Source organism: Allobosea thiooxidans (genome assembly GCF_900168195.1).
GTDB classification, from domain to species: domain Bacteria; phylum Pseudomonadota; class Alphaproteobacteria; order Rhizobiales; family Beijerinckiaceae; genus Allobosea; species Allobosea thiooxidans.
In genome coordinates this window covers 255,168-276,128 of record NZ_FUYX01000002.1, presented here as the reverse complement: position 1 = coordinate 276,128, position 20,961 = coordinate 255,168, and the positions used below count along the sequence as shown (strand labels likewise).

The 20,961-nt window shown below is 67.5% G+C and carries 20 protein-coding genes and 1 tRNA gene; 15 read left to right on the top strand and 6 right to left on the bottom strand.

Features of this window, described 5'->3' with window-relative positions; all coding sequences use genetic code 11:
* From B5Y19_RS04375 to B5Y19_RS04340, 9 genes are all read left to right on the top strand, one after another.
* A complete protein-coding gene (locus B5Y19_RS04375) occupies positions 1-738 on the top strand; it encodes an amino acid ABC transporter ATP-binding protein (protein WP_055730533.1) in 738 nt (245 codons plus the stop codon).
* Between the two features lie 49 nt (positions 739-787).
* Positions 788-1,948 carry a pyridoxal-phosphate-dependent aminotransferase family protein gene (locus B5Y19_RS04370; protein WP_055730534.1) on the top strand — a complete coding sequence of 387 codons (1,161 nt, stop codon included), beginning with the start codon at positions 788-790 and terminating at the stop codon, positions 1,946-1,948.
* 19 nt (positions 1,949-1,967) lie between these two features.
* Positions 1,968-2,381, top strand: a complete 414-nt coding sequence (locus tag B5Y19_RS04365) for a 5-carboxymethyl-2-hydroxymuconate Delta-isomerase (protein WP_055730535.1) — start codon at positions 1,968-1,970, stop codon at positions 2,379-2,381.
* 59 nt (positions 2,382-2,440) lie between these two features.
* Positions 2,441-2,953: a homoprotocatechuate degradation operon regulator HpaR gene (gene hpaR, locus B5Y19_RS04360; RefSeq protein ID WP_055730536.1), complete on the top strand. Its 513-nt coding sequence runs from the start codon at positions 2,441-2,443 to the stop codon at positions 2,951-2,953.
* Between the two features lie 134 nt (positions 2,954-3,087).
* On the top strand, positions 3,088-4,557 hold the full coding sequence (locus B5Y19_RS04355) for an NAD-dependent succinate-semialdehyde dehydrogenase (RefSeq protein ID WP_055730537.1): 1,470 nt from the start codon (positions 3,088-3,090) through the stop codon (positions 4,555-4,557).
* Between the two features lie 482 nt (positions 4,558-5,039).
* Positions 5,040-5,459, top strand: a complete 420-nt coding sequence (locus B5Y19_RS04350; protein ID WP_055730538.1) for an SxtJ family membrane protein — start codon at positions 5,040-5,042, stop codon at positions 5,457-5,459.
* A gap of 18 nt (positions 5,460-5,477) precedes the next feature.
* A complete protein-coding gene (locus B5Y19_RS26010) occupies positions 5,478-5,627 on the top strand; it encodes a DUF5989 family protein (RefSeq protein ID WP_176168560.1) in 150 nt (49 codons plus the stop codon).
* An 8-nt stretch (positions 5,628-5,635) separates the two neighbouring features.
* On the top strand, positions 5,636-7,468 hold the full coding sequence (locus B5Y19_RS04345) for a carbamoyltransferase family protein (protein ID WP_055730539.1): 1,833 nt from the start codon (positions 5,636-5,638) through the stop codon (positions 7,466-7,468).
* Positions 7,469-7,473: 5 nt separating this feature from the next.
* Positions 7,474-8,589, top strand: coding sequence for an SGNH/GDSL hydrolase family protein (locus B5Y19_RS04340; RefSeq protein WP_055730540.1), 1,116 nt, complete (start codon positions 7,474-7,476; stop codon positions 8,587-8,589).
* A gap of 415 nt (positions 8,590-9,004) precedes the next feature.
* On the opposite strand, the gene B5Y19_RS04335 is transcribed toward B5Y19_RS04340, so the two are convergent.
* Positions 9,005-9,079: transfer RNA gene (locus B5Y19_RS04335), tRNA-Gly, on the bottom strand.
* 257 nt (positions 9,080-9,336) lie between these two features.
* Here B5Y19_RS04335 and B5Y19_RS04330 point away from each other — a divergent pair.
* From B5Y19_RS04330 to B5Y19_RS04315, 4 genes are all read left to right on the top strand, one after another.
* Positions 9,337-9,861: a prolyl-tRNA synthetase associated domain-containing protein gene (locus tag B5Y19_RS04330; protein WP_055729010.1), complete on the top strand. Its 525-nt coding sequence runs from the start codon at positions 9,337-9,339 to the stop codon at positions 9,859-9,861.
* 84 nt (positions 9,862-9,945) lie between these two features.
* Positions 9,946-10,845: a thioredoxin gene (gene trxA, locus B5Y19_RS04325; protein WP_055729011.1), complete on the top strand. Its 900-nt coding sequence runs from the start codon at positions 9,946-9,948 to the stop codon at positions 10,843-10,845.
* Between the two features lie 22 nt (positions 10,846-10,867).
* A complete protein-coding gene (locus B5Y19_RS04320; RefSeq protein ID WP_055729012.1) occupies positions 10,868-11,539 on the top strand; it encodes an LON peptidase substrate-binding domain-containing protein in 672 nt (223 codons plus the stop codon).
* Positions 11,536-12,930, top strand: coding sequence for an MFS transporter (locus B5Y19_RS04315; protein ID WP_055729013.1), 1,395 nt, complete (start codon positions 11,536-11,538; stop codon positions 12,928-12,930). The genes B5Y19_RS04320 and B5Y19_RS04315 overlap by 4 nt, the downstream gene beginning before the upstream one ends.
* 178 nt (positions 12,931-13,108) lie before the next feature.
* On the opposite strand, the gene B5Y19_RS04310 is transcribed toward B5Y19_RS04315, so the two are convergent.
* The 4 genes from B5Y19_RS04310 to B5Y19_RS04295 all read right to left on the bottom strand — a co-directional run bounded on the left by B5Y19_RS04310 (position 13,109) and on the right by B5Y19_RS04295 (position 18,066).
* Complete coding sequence (locus tag B5Y19_RS04310) at positions 13,109-14,545, bottom strand: homospermidine synthase (RefSeq protein WP_055729014.1); 1,437 nt, start codon at positions 14,543-14,545, stop codon at positions 13,109-13,111.
* 152 nt (positions 14,546-14,697) lie between these two features.
* Positions 14,698-15,234, bottom strand: a complete 537-nt coding sequence (locus tag B5Y19_RS04305; protein WP_055729015.1) for a GNAT family N-acetyltransferase — start codon at positions 15,232-15,234, stop codon at positions 14,698-14,700.
* A 329-nt stretch (positions 15,235-15,563) separates the two neighbouring features.
* Positions 15,564-16,709: a type III PLP-dependent enzyme gene (locus tag B5Y19_RS04300; RefSeq protein ID WP_055729016.1), complete on the bottom strand. Its 1,146-nt coding sequence runs from the start codon at positions 16,707-16,709 to the stop codon at positions 15,564-15,566.
* Between the two features lie 796 nt (positions 16,710-17,505).
* A complete protein-coding gene (locus B5Y19_RS04295) occupies positions 17,506-18,066 on the bottom strand; it encodes a glyoxalase superfamily protein (protein WP_055729017.1) in 561 nt (186 codons plus the stop codon).
* Positions 18,067-18,342: 276 nt separating this feature from the next.
* Here B5Y19_RS04295 and B5Y19_RS04290 point away from each other — a divergent pair, with 276 nt between their 5' ends.
* On the top strand, positions 18,343-19,953 hold the full coding sequence (locus B5Y19_RS04290; protein ID WP_055729018.1) for an OpgD/OpgG family glucan biosynthesis protein: 1,611 nt from the start codon (positions 18,343-18,345) through the stop codon (positions 19,951-19,953).
* 16 nt (positions 19,954-19,969) lie between these two features.
* Positions 19,970-20,242: a GNAT family N-acetyltransferase gene (locus B5Y19_RS04285; protein ID WP_055729019.1), complete on the top strand. Its 273-nt coding sequence runs from the start codon at positions 19,970-19,972 to the stop codon at positions 20,240-20,242.
* Between the two features lie 178 nt (positions 20,243-20,420).
* Here B5Y19_RS04285 and B5Y19_RS04280 read toward each other — a convergent pair whose 3' ends face one another.
* Positions 20,421-20,876 (bottom strand): Fur family transcriptional regulator, encoded by a 456-nt coding sequence (locus B5Y19_RS04280; protein ID WP_055729020.1) that lies wholly within the window; start codon positions 20,874-20,876, stop codon positions 20,421-20,423.
* Positions 20,877-20,961: the final 85 nt, after the last annotated feature.

The following is a 20,961-nucleotide window of genomic DNA, read 5'->3' as shown; positions in this document are numbered from 1 at the left end:
ATGGAAAATCCGCTCATCCAGCTCGCCAACGTCAACAAGTGGTACAACCAGTTCCATGTCCTCAGGGACATCGACCTCGAGGTCAGGCGCGGCGAGCGCATCGTTGTCTGCGGGCCCTCGGGCTCCGGCAAGTCGACGATGATCCGCTGCATCAACGGCCTCGAGGCCTATGAGCAGGGCACGATCACCGTGGCCGGCGAGCGCGTCGACCAGGACGACGACAACATCGAGAAGATCCGCCAGCGCGTCGGCATGGTCTTCCAGAGCTTCAACCTGTTCCCGCATCTGTCGATCCTCGACAATCTGACGCTCGGGCCGATCAAGCTGAAGCGCGTGCCCCGCGCCGCCGCGGAGGCGCGCGCGATGGAGCTGCTGGAGCGCGTCCATATCGGCCATCAGGCCCTGAAATTCCCCAACCAGCTCTCGGGCGGGCAGCAGCAGCGCGTCGCGATCGCCCGGGCGCTGGCGATGGAGCCGGACGTCATGCTGTTCGACGAGCCGACCTCGGCCCTCGACCCGGAAATGGTCAAGGAGGTGCTGGACGTGATGATCGAGCTCGCCGGCACCGGCATGACCATGATCTGCGTCACCCATGAGATGGGTTTCGCCCGCGCGGTCGCCGACCGCGTCGTCTTCATGGCCGATGGCGCGATCGCCGAGGTGGGCACGCCCGACAGCTTCTTCTCCGCCCCCCGTACCGAGCGGGCTCGCCAATTCATCCAGCAGGTCATCCACTGACCGGCGAAAAGCCGGCCATGCCAAGCCCAGCCTTCCGGAGCTTCTTCCCGTGACGACGTCGCCTTCGAGCCCCTATCCGTACCGCCTGCGCCTGCCCGGCCCGATCTCGATCCCGGAGCGCATCCGCCAGGCCACCGCCCGCCCAATCATCAACCATCGCGGCCCCGAGATGCGCGTGGTGCTGGAGGAGATCCAGCGCCTGATCCAGCCGCTGTTCGGCACGAAGGCGCCGGTGCTGACCTTCGGCGCCTCCGGCACCGGCGTCATGGAGGCGAGCCTCGTCAACGTGCTCGCGCCGGGCGAGAAGGTGCTGGCCCTGGCCCATGGCCAGTTCGGCGACCGCTACGCCCAGATCGCGCGCGAACTCGGCGCCGAAGTCGACGTCATCGAGAGCGAATGGGGCTGGGCGCCCGACCCGGCCGTGGTCGCAGCCAAGCTGGAGACCGCGAACTATCGCGCCCTCATCACCGTCCACAACGAGAGCTCGACCGGCGCGGTGACCGACCTCGCCGCGATCGGCAGGCTGCTGCGCGACCGCGACACGCTCTTCCTCGTCGATTCCGTCAGCGGCCTCGCCGGCATGGAGTTGCGGCAGGACGAATGGCGCGTCGACATTGTCGTCACCGGCTCCCAGAAGGCGCTGATGTGCCCGCCCGGACTCGGCTTTGCCAGCGTCAGCGAGAAGGCGCGCAAGGTGATCGAGCGCGACGACCGCTGCCCGCGCTTCTATCTCGACATGCGCAAGGCGCTCGCCACCGTCGACAAGCACGAGACCGCCTTCACCTGCCCGGTCTCCCTGCTGTTCGGCATCCAGGAATCGCTGCGGGCGATCCATGAGGAAGGGCTGCCGCAGGTCTTCGCGCGCCACAAGCGGCTCTCGGACGCCCTGCGCGCCGGCTGCGTCGCCCTCGGCCTGCCGGCCTTCGGCGACCCTGCCTCCGCATCGCAGACCGTCGTCGTCGCTTCCGTTCCCGAGCCGCTGTCGGCCGGCCCGATCGTCAAGCACATGTACGAGACCTACAACACCGTCATCGCCGGCGCCCGCAACAAGCTGAACGGCCGGGTCGTCCGCATCGGCACGATGGGACAGATCAGCGAAGCCGAGATCCTGACGGACCTGCACTACCTCGAACTCAGCCTGACCGCGCTCGGCCACAAGGTGCCGGCGCCGGGCTGCGGCGTCGCCGCCGCCATCGCCTCCCTCCGCTGAAGACCACGGAAACGCCGCCATGCCTCACATCTGGGTCGAGTACTCGGCCAATCTCGAAGCCGACATCGAGGTCCCCGCTTTGCTCAAGGCGGTGCAGGACGCGCTCATCGGCGACGGGACGGTCTTTCCCTTCGCCGGCGCCCGCACCCGCGGCGTCCCCGTCGCCAACTATCTGATCGTCGACGGGCACCCCGACAACGCCTTCGTGCACGTGCTGCTGCGCATCGCCAAGGGCCGCTCGGACGAGGACAAGAAAGTGGCCGCGGGACGCGTCTTCGACGCCGCGAAGGCGCTGCTCGCGCCGGTCAGCGCGTCGCGGCCGCTCGGCCTCTCCGTGCAGATGGAGGAGGCCGACGAGACGCTGAACTTCAAGACCAGCAATTATCGCGAATATCTGAAACGGCGCGGCCTTCCGGAGAAGGTGGTAGCCTGACGCAAGGCTGGCGCGGTATCGGCTTCGGGCGACGCCGCGCCACGGTCCCGGGAGCTTTCATGTCTGAACCAGTGCGCAGGAATGCGAGCGCGACGCCGCGGGATCCCGACCAGGCCGCCGCCCGCGTCCGGATCCGGCATTTCTCGAAATCGCTGCCGATGTCGCTGCTGCGGGCGCGCGAGGCCGTGATGCGCCATTTCCGGGCGAGCCTCAGGCGCTTCGGCATCACCGAGCAGCAATGGCGCGTGTTGCGCGCTTTGACCTCGGGCGAGAATTTCGAGGTGACGGAGCTGGCCGAGGCGACTTTCCTGCTCGCACCCAGCCTGTCGCGCATCCTCAAGGACCTCGACGAGCGCGGCCTGATCCTGCGCAGCACTTCGTCCACCGATCTGCGCCGCGGCATCGTCGCGATCTCGCCGAAGGGGCTCGACCTGATCGAGCGCGCCGGCACCGAATCCGAGGCGATCTATCGCGAGATCACCGGCCGCTATGGCAGCGGGCGCCTGCTTGAGCTGCAGAGCCTGCTCCGGCAATTGGAAGAATGCCTTGAGGGGCCGGAGATCGCGAGCTGAGGAAGCCGCGGCGCGCGCTTTCGGACGGTCCGCCGCCGAGCGCAAGCGCCCCTGCCATGCATATGCGGATTGGACAGGGCGAAGGCGATTGGCGAGGCTGAGCCTCGCCGCCCCATTCGACAGGAGAATTCTGGATGACCGTGGCTCTCACCGGCCTGACGCTGAGCGATCCCTCGCTGGCGCGCACCCAATGCTATGTCGACGGCGCCTGGATCGGCGAGGGCGTCGATGCGATCGACAATCCGGCGACCGGTGACGTGCTGGCGAAGGTGCCGCGCTTCGGCGAGAGCGAGACCACCGCGGCGGTCGAGGCTGCAGCCCGCGCCTTCAAGCCCTGGGCGAAGAAGAGCGCCAAGGAGCGCTCGCAGATCCTGCGCAGATGGTTCGAGCTGATCATGGCGAACCAGGAGGATTTGGCACGGATCATGACCGCCGAGCAGGGCAAGCCGCTCGCCGAAGCCCGCGGTGAGGTCGCCTATGCCGCCTCCTTCGTCGAGTTCTACGCCGAGGAAGCCAAGCGCATCTATGGCGAGACCATTCCCTCGCCCTTCCCGGGCTCGCGCATCATCGTCACCAGGCAGCCGGTCGGCGTCTGCGCCGCGATCACGCCCTGGAACTTCCCGGCCGCGATGATCACGCGCAAATGCGCGCCGGGCCTCGCCGCCGGCTGCACCTTCGTGGTCAAGCCCGCGCCGGACACTCCCCTCACCGCGCTCGCCCTCGTCGCGCTGGCAGAGCAGGCGGGCTTCCCCAAGGGCGTCATCAACATCGTCACCGGTGACGCGGTCGCGATCGGCAAGGTCATGACCTCGCACCCGGCGGTGCGCTTCATCGGCTTCACCGGTTCGACGCCTGTCGGCAAGCTGCTGATGCAGCAGGCGGCCTCGACGGTGAAGCGGGTCGGCCTCGAGCTCGGCGGCAACGCCCCCTTCATCGTCTTCGACGACGCCGATCTCGACGCCGCCGTGCAGGGCGCCATCGCCGCCAAGTTCCGCAACATGGGCCAGACCTGCGTCTGCACCAACCGGCTCTTCGTCCAGGCCGGCATCCACGACGCCTTCGTCGAGAAATTCGCCGGCGAGGTCGCCAAGATGAAGGTCGGCAACGGCGCCGAGGTCGGCGTCGTGCAGGGGCCGCTGATCAACGAGCGGGCGGTCGAGAAGGTCGAGCGCCATGTCGCCGATGCGCTCGCCAACGGCGCGAAGGTGATGGTCGGCGGCAAGCGCCATGCGCTCGGCCGCACCTTCTATGAGCCGACCGTGCTGTCGGGCGTGACGACCAGGATGCTGGTCACGCGCGAGGAGACCTTCGGCCCGATCGCACCGGTCTATCGCTTCGCCGACGAGGACGAGGTCGTCCGGCTCGCCAACGACACGCCTTTCGGCCTCGCCGCCTATTTCTACACCAGGGATCTCGGCCGCGCCTTCCGCGTCGCGGAGGAGCTCGAATACGGCATGGTCGGCGTCAACTCGGCCATCCTCGGCACCGAGGTCGCACCCTTCGGCGGCGTCAAGGAATCCGGCCTCGGCCGCGAGGGTTCCGCCCATGGCATCGACGAGTTCGTCGACATCAAATACGTGCTGATGGGTGGCCTCGGCGCCTGACAGCTCGAAGCGCGGCGCCGGCCCGGCCGGCGCATCGCCCCCCCGCCGCGACTCGATCGGCGCAATCTGGCGGAGCCCTGGCGGTTCTTGCGTCAACTTTCCCGGGCCGGCGTATCGGAATGCAGCGTGGTCACCCGGATCGCACGGGCGACCGTCTGCCCGGGATTGTCGAACATGTGCGGCACGGTGCCGGGAAAGCAGACGCTGTCCCAGCATCGAGCAGATCGGCTTGTGCTTAAGCCGGATCCGCATTCGGCGGGCGAGCGTATAGACAGCCTCCTCCGGCATGCTTGACGAAGTCGGCACCTGCTTCGCCCTGCGTCTCGTCGGAAGCAAATGGCGATCCGGCCCATTGTTTCGGCATGGGATGTTCGGAGAACCGGGATTCCACTTTTCCGTCCGATGTTCTAAAGAGCCCCGGCTGCCCGCCTTGATGCGGCGCCGACCGAACGAAATCCGAAGGGCGACGAGCGGAGCGGGCGATGTCTGATTTTCAGCGACGCGGGCCGGAAGAGACCGTCAACAAATCCAGCGAACGACAGTTCGGGCTGGTCATGGCCGGTTTCTTCGCCATCCTGGCGCTGCTCGCGCTCTGGCGCGGCCATGGTGGTTTCGCGCTCGGCTGGAGCAGCGCCGCGGCGGTGTTCGCCGGGGCGGCGCTGCTGGTGCCGGCGCTGCTGAAACCGCTGAACGCGCTCTGGTTCCGCTTCGGCCTGCTGCTGCACAAGATCATGACGCCGCTGATCATGGGCGCCATGTTCTTCCTCGTCTTCACGCCGATCGCGCTGATCATGCGTCTGTTTGGCAAGCGTCCGATCCCGCCCGGCTTTGACCGCGGCGCGCAAAGCTACTGGATCGCGCGCGATCCCGCCGGGCCGGGCCCGATGACCAAGCAGTATTGAGAGCAGGAGCAGCGCCCCTTGTCCTTCCTCCGCGAGATCACCGAGTTCCTGCTCGCCCGCAAGAAATACTGGCTCATCCCGATCGTGGTGATGATGGTGGTGATGGGCGGGCTCGTCGTGCTCACCAAGGGCTCGGCCGTCGCCCCCTTCATCTACACGCTGTTCTGACCGACGCGATGCGCATCCTCGGCATCTCGGCCTATTATCACGACTCCGCGGCGGCGCTGGTCGTCGATGGCGTGCCGTTCGCGGCCGCGCAGGAGGAACGCTTCACGCGCGTCAAGCACGATGCCGGCTTCCCCGCGCAGGCGATCGGCTATTGCCTGGCGCAGACCGGGCTGAAGCTGTCCCAGCTCGACGCGGTGGTGTTCTACGAGAAACCCTTCGTCAAGTTCGAGCGGCTCCTCGAGACCTATCTCTCGGTGGCACCGCGCGGTTTCCGGCAGTTCCTCACGGCGATGCCGCTCTGGCTGCGCGAAAAGCTGTTCCAGAAGAGCCTGCTGGGCGACGAGCTGAAGGCGCTCGACGCCGAATTCGATCCGGCGAAACTCCTGTTCAGCGAGCACCATCTCAGCCACGCCGCCAGCGCCTTCTACCCGTCCCCGTTCGAGCGGGCGCTGGTCCTGACGCTCGACGGCGTCGGCGAATGGCCGACCAGCTCGGTCGCGCTCGGCAACGGAGCCGCGCTCGACATCGTCAAGGAGCTGCACTTCCCGCATTCGCTCGGGTTGCTCTATTCGGCCTTCACCCACTATGCCGGCTTCAAGGTCAATTCCGGCGAGTACAAGCTGATGGGCCTGGCGCCCTATGGCCGCCCGGCGCATACGCAGACCATCCTCGACCATCTCGTCGACCTCAAGCCGGACGGCAGCTTCCGGCTCGACCAGCGCTATTTCGACTATATGGGCGGGTTCACCATGACCAACGCCCGCTTCGAGGCGCTGTTCGGCGAACCCGCACGGGCGGGCGAGGCACAGCTGACGCCGTTCCACATGGATATCGCCGCCTCGATCCAGGCCGTCACCGAGGAGGTCGTGCTGCGGATGACGCGCTCGCTCGCGGCCGAGACAGGGGAGCGCAATCTCTGCCTGGCCGGCGGCGTCGCGCTGAACTGCGTTGCCAACGGCAAGATCCTGCGCGACGGCCGCTTCGACAAGGTCTGGGTGCAGCCGGCATCGGGCGATGCGGGCGGGGCGCTCGGGGCCGCGCTCGCCGCCCATCACCGCGAGTTCGGCAAGCCGCGGACCGTCGCCACGGGCCTCGACGGCATGGCGGGCGCCTATCTCGGACCCGCCTTCGCGCCGGACGAGATCGCCGGACGCCTGCGCGCCGTCGGCGCCGTCTTCGAGGAACACGACGAAGCCGGCATGCTGGCGCAGACGGTCGAGGGGCTCGTTGCCGGCAAGGCGGTCGGCTGGTTCCAGGGCCGCATGGAGTTCGGCCCTCGCGCGCTGGGCGGCCGCTCGATCCTGGGCGATCCGCGCAGCCCGAGCATGCAGAAAACCCTCAATCTGCGGGTAAAATTCCGCGAATCCTTCCGCCCCTTCGCCCCGGCCGTGCTGGCGGAGGATGTCGGCGACTGGTTCGAGCACGAGGACGTTTCGCCCTACATGCTGATGGTCGCCGAGGTCCGGCGGGAGCGCCGGCGGACCATGACCGCCGCGGAGGAGGCGCTGTTCGGCATCGACAAGCTCAACGTCGCCCGCTCCGAAATCCCGGCCGTGACCCATGTCGACTATTCGGCGCGGCTCCAGACCGTGCATGCCGAGACCAATCCGCGCTTCCATGGGCTGCTGAGCGGCTTCAAGGCCGCCACGGGCTGCCCGGTGCTGGTCAACACCAGCTTCAATGTCCGCGGCGAGCCGATCGTCTGCACGCCGGAGGATGCCTTCCGCTGCTTCATGGGCTCGGATATCGAGATGCTGGTCGTCGGCACCTGCGTCCTGCGCAAGGAGCGCCAGGACCCGGCGCTGGCGCTCGACTACACCTCGCGCTTCGAGCTGGATTGACCTCGATGGCCGTTCCTGCCCGCTCCCGTCAGCGCGGTCTGCTCGTCAATCTCGCGGTGATGGCGGGAAGCATCGCCGTCTTCCTCGCTTTCTGCGAGCTCGTGGTCTTCCGCTTCGTGCTGCCGGGCTCGGACGTGCCGCGCAACGCCTTCATCGACGAGCTGGTGCGCTACGCTCCTGGCCAGAGCGGGCACTGGCGGGTGCGCGACGAGATCGATGCGCCGTTCTCGATCAACGGCGAGGGCTGGAATTCGCCGCTGCCGGCCTATCCACGCGAGCGCAAGCCCGGCGTGCGGCGCCTCGCCTTCGTCGGCGACAGCTTCGTCGAGGCGCTCCAGGTCCCTTTCGACCGCAGCTTCGCCGAGGTCGCCGCCGAGGCGCTCGGCTCCGCCGGCCCCGTCGAAACCTACCGCTACGGCATCGCCGGCGCGCCGATGAGCCAATATGTCCAGATGGTGGAGCGGGAGGTCGGGCAGGCGCGGCCGGATACGATCGTGGTCCTGCTGGTCCACAATGATTTCGACGAGAGCTTCGTCTTCAAGCCCGGCCGCTACACCTCGAGCTTCCGCAAGCTCGTCGTCGAGAACGGCAAGGTCACCGGCGAGCTGCCGCCGACGCCCTGGCACCCGGGGCCGGTCGAGATCCTGAGGCGGACGGCGACGGCCGGCTTCTTCCTCTATCGCTGGCAGGTGCGCCCGCAGGCGATCGCCGAGGCCATCCTCGGCCCGGCCCAGGCGGCCGAAGGCGGCTATGCGGCGAATGTCGAGATCGGTGCCGTGCTGGCCCGGGAGGCCGATATCCGGGCGGCGACCGACCATGTCGTCGGCCGTCTCAAGGCGCTGGCGCAGGCCGCCGGCGCCCGCCTGCAACTGGTGATGGACGGCGACCGCGCCGCGATCGAGGCTGGGCGCGACGGCAGCCCGGCGCTCCGGTTGAACGCCATCGCCGCTGCGGCCGCAGCCAGGCATGGCGTGCCTTTCCTCGACCTGCACCCGGTCTTCGCGGCTGAATGGGCGGCCGAGCACAAGCCCTTCGCCTTCGCCTCCGACGCTCACTGGAACGCCTATGGCCATGCCGTGGCCGGCCGGGCGATCGCAGCAGCGTTGGCGGCGCAGCCCTGAGCTTTTGCAAACCCGTTCGGACGGCCGGAGACGGTCGCAGCGTCGGGAGATCGTTCGGAACATTGGGATGCATGGCCCGTGAAGATGGCCATCATCTCGGATACCCGGCCAGCGTCTCGACGCCGCGCAGTCACCACGGAGGCGGTGAATTCGCCGGTGAGCCGAAACAGACCGGTCTCCTGGTCACCGCCGCTGCGAACCCATTGTCGACCTCATTCGCAATCCCTGCGCCGGCACCGAGAGAATCGCTTCAGAAGGTGAGGCTCCGCGGCTCGCGACGGAGCGAACTTGTAACCCCCAGGTAACCACGGGCCTTCGGAACATCTCGAAAACAGCGCCGGATCGCCCGAAGTCAAAAAAGCAAAAAGCGCCGGAAGATCCGACGCTTGCATGCTTCTCAAGTCCTGAGATTGTCTGGAGCGGGCGAAGGGATTCGAACCCTCGACCCCAACCTTGGCAAGGTTGTGCTCTACCCCTGAGCTACACCCGCATCCGAGACAGTCGCGCCGTGTTGGCGGCGCGGCCGGGTTATTGCCCCAAAGCGCGGCGGAGTGCAAGCGCCTTGTCGAAACTTTTTTCTCCGCCCCGCGCAAGCCCGGCTTCCACGGCCCTGTCTTGCTGTCGACACGCCGGGCGGCTAGGCATGGACCGGCGGCGCGCGACGCTCCGTCTCGCCGGTCGAGACGGTCGATTCGCACAACGCCTGCCGCTCCCTCGCGCCATGACCCGCCTCTCGATTTGCCCGCCATGAACAACCCCCTGACGCCCGACGAGCTCTGCACCCGTCTCTCCGAGAGCGGCATCGCCTTCCAGCGCACCGACCACCCCGCCGTCTTCACGGTCGCGGAGACGGCGCCGCATCGCGACGCCATGGTCGGCCACCACACCAAGAACCTGTTCCTGAAGGACAAGAAGGGCCGGCTCTTCCTGGTCTCGGCCGAAGCTCATGCCCGCATCGACCTGAAGCGCCTGCATGAAACGCTCGGCGCCAGCGGCCGGCTCTCTTTCGGCTCGGTCGAGCTCCTGCAGGAAAAGCTCGGCGTGACGCCTGGCTCGGTCACCGCCTTCGCCATCGTCAACGACCGCGACCAGACCGTGACCATGGTGCTCGACGCCAATCTGATGACGGGCGAGGACCTCAACTTCCATCCGCTGATCAACACGGCGACGCTGCGGATCGGCCGCGACGACCTCCTCGCCTTTCTGCGGGGCACCGGCCACGAGCCGCTGATCGTCGATTTGCCGGTCCCGCCCGATGGACAGAACGGCTGAAGCATCCCATCTATGGGGCAACGGCGCGGGCGGCCGCATCGGTGCGCCCCCCAAAACGCGACGAATCATCACGAAGGGCGACCCATGCTGGTCAATGGCGAAGCGGCCGCGCAAACCGGCCTGATCAAGGACACCACGACGCAGGGCTTCCGCCAGGACGTCATCACCGAATCGATGCAGCAGCCGGTCCTCGTCGATTTCTGGGCGCCGTGGTGCGGCCCCTGCAAGCAGCTCACCCCCGTCATCGAGAAGGCGGTGCAGGCGGCGAAGGGCAAGGTCAAGCTCGTCAAGATGAACATCGACGAGCATCCGCAGATCCCCGGACAGCTCGGCATCCAGTCGATCCCCGCCGTCATCGCCTTCAAGCAGGGCCAGCCGATCGACGGCTTCATGGGCGCCCAGCCGGAGAGCCAGGTGAAGGCCTTCATCGAGCGCCTCGTCGGGCCGGTGGGCCCGGGTGCGGCGGAGGAGCTGATCGCTGCGGCGCAGGCCGCGGCCGAGGCCGGCGACGCCGCCGGGGCGAGCGAGCTCTATGCCGGCGTGCTCCAGGCCGAGCCCGATAACCTCGCCGCCATCACGGGCTTCGCGCGGCTGCATCTCGACACCGGCGACATCGAAAGCGCCAAGGGCATCCTCGGCACGGCGCCGCAGGACAAGGCCGGGGATCCGGCGGTTGCCGCCGTGCGCGCCGCGATCGAGCTCGCCGAGCAGGCCGCCTCGCTCGGCGACACCGCGGAGCTGGAGGCGAAGGTCGCAACCGATCCGAAGGACCACCAGGCCCGCTTCGATCTGGCGCTGGCGCTCAACGCCCGCGACCGGCGCGAGGAGGCCGTCGACCATCTGATCGCCATCATCAGGGCCGACAGGAAGTGGAACGAGGACGGCGCACGCAAGCAGCTGCTGCAGTTCTTCGAGGCCTGGGGCCCGATGGACGAGGCCAGCGTCGCCGGCCGCCGCAAGCTGTCGACCCTGTTGTTCTCCTGAGGTGGAAGAGGACGAAGCGCCCATGGGCATGAACGCCGTCTATGAGGGGGCCGGGGATTGCCCTGAGGTGATCCCGCTCTTCCCCTTGGGCGGCGCCCTGCTCCTGCCGCGCGGCCAGATGCCGCTCAACGTCTTCGAGCCGCGCTATCTCGCCATGATCGACGACGCGCTGAAGGCCGAGCGCGTCATCGGCATGATCCAGCCCGAGCCCGATGACGGGCGCCAGCCCGAGATCCCGCCGCTGCTCAAGGTCGGCTGCCTCGGCCGCATCACCCAGCTCGCCGAGACCGGCGACGGGCGCTACATCATCACGCTGACCGGCATCAGCCGTTTCCGGCTGCTGGAGGAATTGTCGGTGACGACGGCCTATCGGCAGGCGCGGGTCGACTACGAGCCCTTCGCGACCGATTTCGTCGCCCGCGCCGGCGAGGAGAGGGTCGACCGCAAGGGCCTGCTCAAGGCGCTGCGCGACTTCGCCAGGGTCAACGATCTCAAGATCGACTGGAAGGGCGTCAACGAGGCGCCGAACGAGGCGCTGGTCAACGCGCTCTCGATGATGTGCCCCTTCGGGCCGCGCGAGAAGCAGGCCCTGCTCGAGGCGGCGACGCTCAAGGACCGGGCCGAGGTGCTGGTGGCGATCACCGAGATCGAGCTCGCCCGCGGCGGCGGCGACCCGGACACGACCCTGCAGTGACCGTAGCCGCGCCGCTTGTCGAAGCTCCGCCGGCCGTCTGGCCACCGCGCCGGGCGGTCACCGCCTGGCTGTTCTTCGATTGGGCCGCGCAGCCCTTCTTCACCCTGATCACCACCTTCGTCTTCGCGCCCTTCTTCGCGTCTGCGCTGGCGCAGGACGCGGCGGCGGGCCAGGCGCTCTGGGGCTATGCGACGGGCCTCGCCGGCCTCTGCATCGCCCTGCTCTCGCCCCTGCTCGGCGGCATCGCCGACAGGACCGGGCCACGCAAGCCCTGGATCGCCGCCTTCGGCGCGCTGCTGGTCCTCGGTTCGGGCGCGCTCTGGTTCGCCGCGCCGGGCTCGGCGCTCGCGGTGCCGATCGCGCTCACCGGTTTCGTCGTTGCGACGATCGGCGCCGAATTCGCCACCACCTTCAACAACGCGATGATGACGCGACTGGTGCCGCCCGAGCGCCTCGGCTGGCTCTCCGGCACCGGCTGGGCGATCGGCTATCTCGGCGGGCTTCTCTCGCTCGCGATCACGCTCGGCCTGCTGGCGGCGGATCCCCATACCGGCAAGACGCTGGCCGGCATCGCGCCGATCCTGGGGCTCGACGCGGTGGCACGCGAGGGCGACCGCTTCTCCGGGCCGCTCACCGCGCTCTGGTTCGTCATCTTCGTCACGCCGATGTTCCTGTTCACTCCCGATTCGCACAGGACGGGGCTGAGCTTCGCCGAGGCAGCCAGAGGCGGCGTCGGGCGGCTCAGGGACACGCTGGCCGAGCTGCCGAAGCAGCCCTCGCTCGGCCGCTTCCTGCTCGCCAACATGGTCTACCAGGACGCTCTGGTCGCGCTCTTCGCCTTCGGCGGCATCTATGCGGCCGGCGTCTTCGGCTGGCAGACCATCGAGCTCGGCGTCTTCGGCATACTGCTCACCGTCACCGGCACTTTCGGCGCTTGGGCTGGCGGCAAGCTCGACGACGCCATCGGCGGCAAGCCGGTGGTGCTCGGCGCTATCGCCTGCCTGCTCTTCGCCTGCCTCGGCATCCTCTCGCTCGGCGCCGACCATATCCTGTTCGTGATCCCGGCAGCCCCACCCGTGCCCGGCGACGGGCTCTACGCCTCGCTGCCGGAGCGGGTCTATCTGGCGCTCGGCCTGCTGATCGGGCTCGTCGCCGGCCCGCTGCAGGCGGCCTCGCGCAGCCTGCTGGCGCGGCTCGCACCGCCCGGCCGCATCGGCGAGTTCTTCGGGCTCTTCGCCCTGTCGGGCAAGGTCACGTCCTTCCTGGGCCCGACGCTGGTCGCGCTGGCGACGAGCATCTTCGCCAGCCAGCGCGCGGGCCTGGCCGTCCTGATCGTCTTCTTCCTGGCCGGGGCGTGGCTACTGGCGGGTGTGAAGGTCCGCCGGCCCTAGGGCGTCACTCCGCACGCGCCGCGGCACGCAGTGCTGCTCGCAGATGCGGGACCGCACGACGAAGGAGGCGCCCGTTAAAGGAAAGGGCGCCCTCTGCACGAGAAGACGCCCTTGCTGGAAAACGGTCCCGTGCCTGCGCCGCAGCACTGAGGTGCCGCAGCGCGCACGGGAAGACGGTTCAGCGAACCAGGATGTTCCGGAACTGCCAGGGATCGCTCTCGTCGATATCCTCCGGGAACAGCCCCGGACGGCCGTCGAGCGGCGTCCAGTCGGTGTAGTAGCCCTTCACCGGCCCGAGATAGGGTCGCTGGATCTCGAGGCAGCGGTTGAAGTCGAGCTCCTCGACCTCGACGATCCCGGCGCGCGGATTCTCCAGCGCCCAGACCATGCCGGCGAGCACGGAAGAGGTCACCTGCAGCCCGGTCGCGGTCTGGTACGGGGCGAGCTTGCGCGCCTCCTCGGTCGAGAGCTGCGAGCCGAACCAATACGCGCCCTTGTCATGGCCGTAGAGCAGGACGCCGAGCTCGTCGATGCCGTCGACGACCTCCTTCTCCTCGAGGATATGATGCTCTTCCTGCGGGCGCCCGGCATTGCCGAACATCTCGTGCAGCGAGAGCACGGCATCGTTCGCCGGGTGGTAAGCGTAGTGGCAGGTCGGCCGGTAAACGGCTTTGCCCGTCTCGTCCCGCACGGTGAAGTAGTCGGCGATCGAGATCGACTCGTTATGCGTGACCAGGAAGCCGTACTGCGCACCCGGCGTCGGGCACCAGCTCCGAACCTTGGTCTCGGCGCCGGCCTGCATCAGATAGATCGCGGCCTGCGAGCCGGTCTCGTGGCCATAGGCGTTCGCCGGCATCCACTTCTCATGCGTACCCCAGCCGAGTTCGGCGGGCTGCACGGCTTCGGCGATGAAGCCCTCGACCGACCAGGTGTTCACGAACACGCCCGGCGGCTTGGGATTCTTCGAACGCTGCGTGTCGCGCTCGGCGATATGGATGCCCTTGACGCCGACGCGCTGCATCAGCGCCGCCCATTCCTCCCGGGTCTGGGGCTGCGTCGCATTGAGACGCATATCGGCGGCGAGGTTCGTCAGAGCCCGCTTCACCAGCGAGGAGACCATACCGGGATTGGCGCCGCAGCAGGAGACCGCCGTCGGCGTACCTGCCGGACGCGCCCGCTTGGCGGCGAGCGTCATCTCGCGCAGCGCATAGTTCGAGCGCTCGGCCGGGCCCTTGCTGTCGTCGAAATAGAAGCCGAGCCAGGGCTCGTTGACCGTGTCGATATAGAGCGCGCCGAGGCTGGAGGCGAACTCCATCAGGTCGCGCGATCCGGTGTCGCAGGACAGGTTGACGCAGAAGCCCTGCCCGCCGCCGGCGGTCAGCAGCGGCTCCAGGATGTCCTTGTAGTTAGCCGGCGTCAGCGCTTCCTGGATGAAGCGGATGCCGCGCTCGTCGAGCAGATGGCGATTGGAATCGTCTGGTGCGATGACGACGAAGCGGCTCTTGTCGAACTTGAAGTGCCGTTCGAGCAGCGGCAGCGTACCGCGGCCGATCGAGCCGAAACCGATCATCACGACCGGGCCGGTGATCTCGCCGTAGACGGGCCAATTCGTCATTCTTCCAAACTCCTGGGTTCCTGGGGATAAAAAACAGCAGAAAAGCTCGTATGAGCGCAAAATCGCGCCGTCAATCGCCGCGACGCCTTCCACGCGGTCCGCGCATGGAAAGCGCCGGGCAATGACGGCGCGATGACGGGAGAAGCGAGGTCTCAGGCGGCCTGCGCCACCTCCTTCGCTTCGAAGGCTGCGGAAGCCACGGCGCCGGTGGCGGCCAGCACGCCGCGGGCACCGGCGAGCGCGCCCCCGCGCAGCTCGATGGCGAGGAAGCGCTCGCGCTCGACCGGGCCGGGCATGGCGAGGTCGTGCGTCAGCGCCGGGTCGAAGCCGAAACGGGCATAATAGGGGACGTCGCCGACGAGGATGACCGCACCGTGCCCGCGGCAGGCCGCGCGCCAGAGCGCCTCGCGCATCATCGCCTTGCCGAGCCCCTCGCCCTGGAGCTCGGGCTTGACCGCAAGCGGGCCGAGCAGCAGCGCCGGCACACCATTGGCTTCGACATGCCAGAGGCGCACGGTCGCCAGCAGTTCGCCGTCGCGCTCGGCCGCGAGCGCCAGCCCCTCGGCCGGCAGCCGGCCCTCGCGCAGGCGCTCGCTGGACTTGGCGGTGCGGCGTTCGCCCAGGCAACGGTCGAGCAGCGCCTCGCGGGCGGGAATGTCGGCGGCGATCTCGTCGCGGATCGTGATCATGACGCACCTCCTGCCGGAGCGCTCGCCTTGCGGCGAACCTTCCCGGCGCCGCGCGAACGCGGCCACCGCATCGGGCCGAAAAGTGGAAGCCACTTTTCGGAAGAATCCGATGCGATACCAATAAGTTAGATCATCGTTATCGCGTCCGAACAAACGCGCGATGATCTAGCGGATGGGTTGTGTGGAAGGGGGTCCGGCGGGAGCCACGCCCGCATCTCCGTTCTGGAGATACGAACGCTCCACCCGACTGGCGTCAGGCAGCCTGCCATGCGGCAGGGCGCTTCGCCGGACCCGATTGGATCAGGAGGGAGCTCGCGTTCCCTCCGACGTCAGATGACGTACTGCTTCAGCGGCGGGAAGCCGTTGAAGGCGACGGCCGAATAGGTCGTCGTATAGGCGCCCGTGCCCTCGATCAGCACCTTGTCGCCGATCTCCAGCGAGAAGGGCAGCATGTACGGGGTCTTCTCGTACATGACGTCGACCGAGTCGCAGGTCGGGCCGGCGAGCACGCACGGGACGGTCGCATCGCCATCGCGCGTCGTGCGGATGGGGTAGCGGATCGCCTCGTCCATGGTCTCGGCGAGACCGTTGAACTTGCCGATGTCGAGATAGACCCAGCGGACCTCGTCCGTTTCGGCCTTCTTCGAGATCAGCACGACCTCGGCCTCGATCAGGCCCGCTTCACCGACCATGCCGCGGCCCGGCTCGATGATCGTCTCGGGCAGCTGGTTGCCGAAATGCTTCGACAGCGCCCGGAAGATCGCGTCGCCATAGGACGGCACGCCCGGAATCGGCTTCAGGTAGCGCGCCGGGAAACCACCGCCGAGGTTGACCATCGACAGCGAGATGCCGCGGATGGCGCACTCCTTGAAGATGCCCGAGGCCGAGGCCAGGGCGGAATCCCAAGCGTTCACATTCGCCTGCTGCGAGCCGACATGGAACGAGATGCCATAGGCCAGGAGGCCCAGGCGATGGCCGTGCTCGAGCACGTCCGCGGCCATTTCGGGCACGCAGCCGAACTTGCGCGAAAGCGGCCAGTCGGCGCCGGCACCGTCGCAGAGGATCCGGCAGAAGATGCGCGCGTCCTTGGCGCCGGTCTTCTCGGCGGAACGGGCGACCTTCTCGACCTCGGCCACGCAGTCGACGGCGAACAGGCGCACGCCGAGCTCCATGGCGCGCACGACGTCGCGCTCCTTCTTGATGGTGTTGCCGAAGGAGATGCGGTCCGCCGTGGCGCCAGCCGCGAGCGCGAGCTCGATCTCGACGACCGAGGCGCAATCGAAGCAGGAGCCGAGCTTGGCCAGCAGGGCGAGCACCTCCGCCGCCGGGTTCGCCTTCACCGCGTAGAAGACGCGGGTGTCGGGCAGGGCGCGGGCGAAGGCATGATAGTTCTCGCGCACGACATCGGTGTCGATGACGACGCAGGGACCGTCCTCACGTCGGGTCCGAAGAAATTCACGGATGCGCTCGGTCATCGGCGCGACTCCCCTACGACGCAAGCGGCGTCGGTGCGATGTATCGCCGGATGAGTCGTCGCGTTCGCGAGGCGCTGTGGAGACGCCTGCTACAGCGGACGAACCGTCCGGACCCGAAACACCGTTCGATTGGGGAAGACCCCGCACGGCCGGCAATGAAGGACAAGCCTCTTCGGTGCCGGCCTGTGGAAAGCCGGCGAGACCAAAAAAGCCCGCTCCGTCGTTGCTTTAAGCTGCGTCCCCCGTGGAGATTCGGGGTTCGCCGGTTTTGCCTCCGGCTGCCGGTCTGTGTCGGGGAGCAATCTCCTTGCGGAGACTGGGAAGCGTGATTTGAGGGATGTCCATCCCCTCCATCCGTCTTCCAACCCCTGGCGGCTGTCCGGCCTCTTGTCCGGATGCCCACCGACCGGCACGCGGCCACAGGCACGTGCGAATTGGGTGAACGCGATATACGGACGACGTCTCCGGATCACAAGTGTTTTGTGAGCCCGGAGCCGCATTTTTTTGCAAGGCCGATCCGCATCGATTTAGGGGCGGGCTCCGAGGCGGAAAGCGCTTTGCCGGCTATGGCTTAGTGCCTGCACCAGCGATGCCAAAACCACGGCGCGATGCCGGGCCTCACATAGCCGCCTCGCCGTCATGGTCGGGCTCGTCCCGACCATTCACGTCTTCGCTGTTCAAGGGCAGGGCTCAAGACCTGGATGATCGCCGCAAGGCGAGCGTGGCGGCGCGGTCTGCACGCTCCGGCATATGCCACATCGCAACGTGGCAGCGCCGTCACGCGAGCGGAAGGGTTTCAGCCGCGCTTCTCGCAGAAGCGAATCCGATTGCCGAACGGGTCCGGCACTTCCAGCGTCCGGCCGCCCGGCCCGTCCTCCTGGATGCCCGGCCGCGAGTAGGAATAATGCTTGCCGAGCAGCTCGGCGCGATAGGCGTCGATGCCCTGCATCCAGACGAAGACCGTCGAACCGGGGCTGGCATCGCCATGGTGCTCCGAGAGATGGAGCTGCAGCCCCGAGCGCGAGACCTGCATGTAAAGCGGCATGTTCGGCCCGAAGCGATGGTCCCAGTCCATGGTGAAGCCGAGGAAGCCGAGATAGAACTCCCTGGCCTTCGCCTCGTCGAAGATCCTGAGGATGGGAATCCCCATCCGCAGGCGCACGGCCTCGCCGGCGCCTGTGCCTGGCGTTTCGGGCTCCGCCTCGCCGATCTTGGCCGCCAGCACGTTCCAGCCGTCATAGCCGAACTGGCGCGCCACGATTTCCAGGGTTTCGGAATGGGAGAGCGGCACCTGCCGCGCGGCCATGGCCTCGCGCAGGCTCTTCGCCATCAGCTTCGCATCGCGGAAGCTACGCATCGTCGTGATCCTTCTCGCTGCGGACGGTCAAGATCGGAGCTCGCCTTGCCGATATCCGTCCACGAGTCGATCGGGATCAGGACAGCAACTTCTCGGGATGCGTTCACTTTGCCCTTTCGGGGCGCGAGCGGCAGGCCGCATCCGGCCGGCCGCGAAGGTTGCGAGATCTTCATCTCCTGTCAATGGCGGATGCCCTAGACCGGCCCCATTTGATGGCCTTAAGTCATGGCTCACACGAATGTTTGCCGGACGACGCGACGGAACCACGGACCACGCATGACCACGACAGATCGCCGCCGCGTCCTGGGCGGACTTTCAGCCGCGCTCTGCCTGTCGGCGGCGCCCTCCGTACTGCTGGCCCAGCAGCCCCAGCCGCAAGGCCAGGGCCAGCCGCAGACACCGCCGCAGAACGCCGCTCCGCAACCGCGCTTCGGCTTCGAGGACGTGCAGCGCCGCGCCCGCGAGATCGCGGCCGTGCCCTATGAGCCGATCGCGGCCTTGCCGGAAGCTCTGGCCAAGCTCGACTACGATTCCTGGCGCGACATTCGTTTCCGGCCGGACCGGGCGCTGCTGGCCCAGAACGGCTCGCCCTTTCGCATGCAGATGTTCCATCCCGGCTTCCTGTTCACCCGGCCGGTGACGGTGAACGTGGTGCGCGACGGCGTGCCGACGCCGGTGCCCTATGCCGCGAACCTCTTCGATTACGGCAAGGTCCGCTTCGACAAGCCGCTGCCGGTCAATCTCGGCTTCGCCGGCTTCCGCCTGCACTATCCGCTCAACGATCCACGCGTTCTCGACGAGCTGATCTCCTTCATCGGCGCGAGCTATTTCCGCGTGCTCGGCCGCGGCCAGCGCTATGGTCTCTCGGCGCGCGGCCTGTCCATCGGCGCCGGCACGGTGAGCGAAGAGTTCCCGGTCTTCCGCGAATTCTGGGTCGAGGCGCCGCGGGCCGATGCCGAGCGCGTCATCGTCCACGCTTTGCTCGATTCGCCCTCGGTGACCGGCGCCTATCGCTTCACCATCTACCCGGACCACGACACCGTGGTCGACGTCGCGGCCACGCTGTATCCGCGCCGGCCCGTCGAGAAGCTCGGCCTCGCGCCGCTGACCTCGATGTTCTTCACCGGCGAGAACGACCGCCGCTTCTTCGACGATTTCCGCACCGAGCTGCATGATTCGGATGGGCTGATGGTTCATTCCAGCAGCGGCGAATGGATCTGGCGGCCGCTGCGCAATCCGAAGCAGCAGGCTGTCTCCTCCTTCGTCGAGCGCAACATCCGCGGCTTCGGCCTGATGCAGCGCGACCGCACCTTCGAGCATTATCAGGACCTCGACCTCGCCTATGAGCTCAGGCCGTCCTACTGGATCGAGCCGCAGGGCGACTGGGGCGAGGGCGTCGTCGAACTGATCGAGATGCCGACGACGGACGAGACCAACGACAACATCGTCGCGCTCTGGGCGCCGAAGACGCCGCTTGAGCCGGGTCGGGAATTCTCCTTCGGCTACAAGCTCATCGCCATGCTCGATTCCGGCGACCTGCATCCCGGCGGGCGTGTGATCAACACCTATCAGGCCAAGCCCAAGGCGCTCGGCTCGGGCGAGCCGGTGACCGACGGCGCCCGCCGCTTCATCGTCGATTTCGCCGGCGGCGATCTCGAATACCATTTGAAGCAGCCGGAGAAGGTCGAGATCGTGCCCTCGATCGCCTATGGCCGGATCGACCGGGCCTTCATCGTGCCGAACCCGAAGACCGAAGGCTTCCGCGCCTTCATCGATGTCGTGGTCGAGCCCGGCCAGCTCGCCGAGATGCGCGCCTTCCTCAAGAGCGGCGGCAAGGCGCTGACCGAAACCTGGAGCTATCCCTGGCGTTCGGAAGCACAGGGCTGAGCCGGAGGAGCCGATCATGGACGTCGTCGAGAATCCCGAACAGAACCGTTTCGAACTGGCTCTCGACGGCGGCACCGCCCTCGTCGCTTACAGGCGCGACGGCAACCGGCTGGTTCTGGTCCATACCGAGGTGCCCGCGCAGTTCGCCGGGCAGGGCGTCGGCTCGCGGCTGGCGAAGGGCGTCTTCGAGTTGATCCGCGCGAGCGGGCGCAAGGCCGTGGTCCGCTGCGAGTTCCTCAAGGGCTGGATCGCGAAGCACCGCGAATACGACGACATCATCGACGGCTGAGGCTTCGGCGCCACGATCGAGAGCCTGCCGGATTTGACGGAACCACGCCGTCATTGCGAGCGTACCGACGCAATCCAGGCAGGATTGGCTGCGACGTTCAGCCCAGCCCCTGGATAGCGTCGTCGCTTCGCTCCTCGCGATGACGACTTCCGCTAGCTCCGCCTGATCGAAAAGGGCTCTAGCCGCTCTTGCGGCCGTTCTTGCGCGCCGGCTGCTTCTTGCGGCCATAGAGCTCGAGCCGATGCCGCACGAGCTCGTAGCCGAGTTCCGCCGCGATGCGCCGCTGCAATTCCTCGATCGCGTCCGAGGAGAACTCGATCACCTCGCCCGAATCGACATCGATCAGATGGTCGTGGTGCTCCTGGCCGGCGTGCTCGTAGCGCGAGACGCCGTCCTCGAAGGCGTGGCGCTCGATCGCGCCTTGCGATTCCAGCACCTTCATCGTCCGGTAGACCGTCGAGAGCGACAGTGTCGGGTCGAGGGCGAAGGCGCGGGTGAAGATGCCCTTCGCATCGGGGTGGTCGTCCGCCTCCGCCAGCACGCGCAGGATCAGCCGCCGCTGCTGCGTCATGCGCAGCCCGGCTCCCTTGAGCTGGGTCTCGAAGACGGCGACGCGCCGGTCGGTTTCGGTCATGCCTAGCAAATAGCAATGCTAGGAGGCATTTGCAAAACCACCTTATCGCAAATAGGTCGCATCAGCGTTGACAATTGCAATTCGT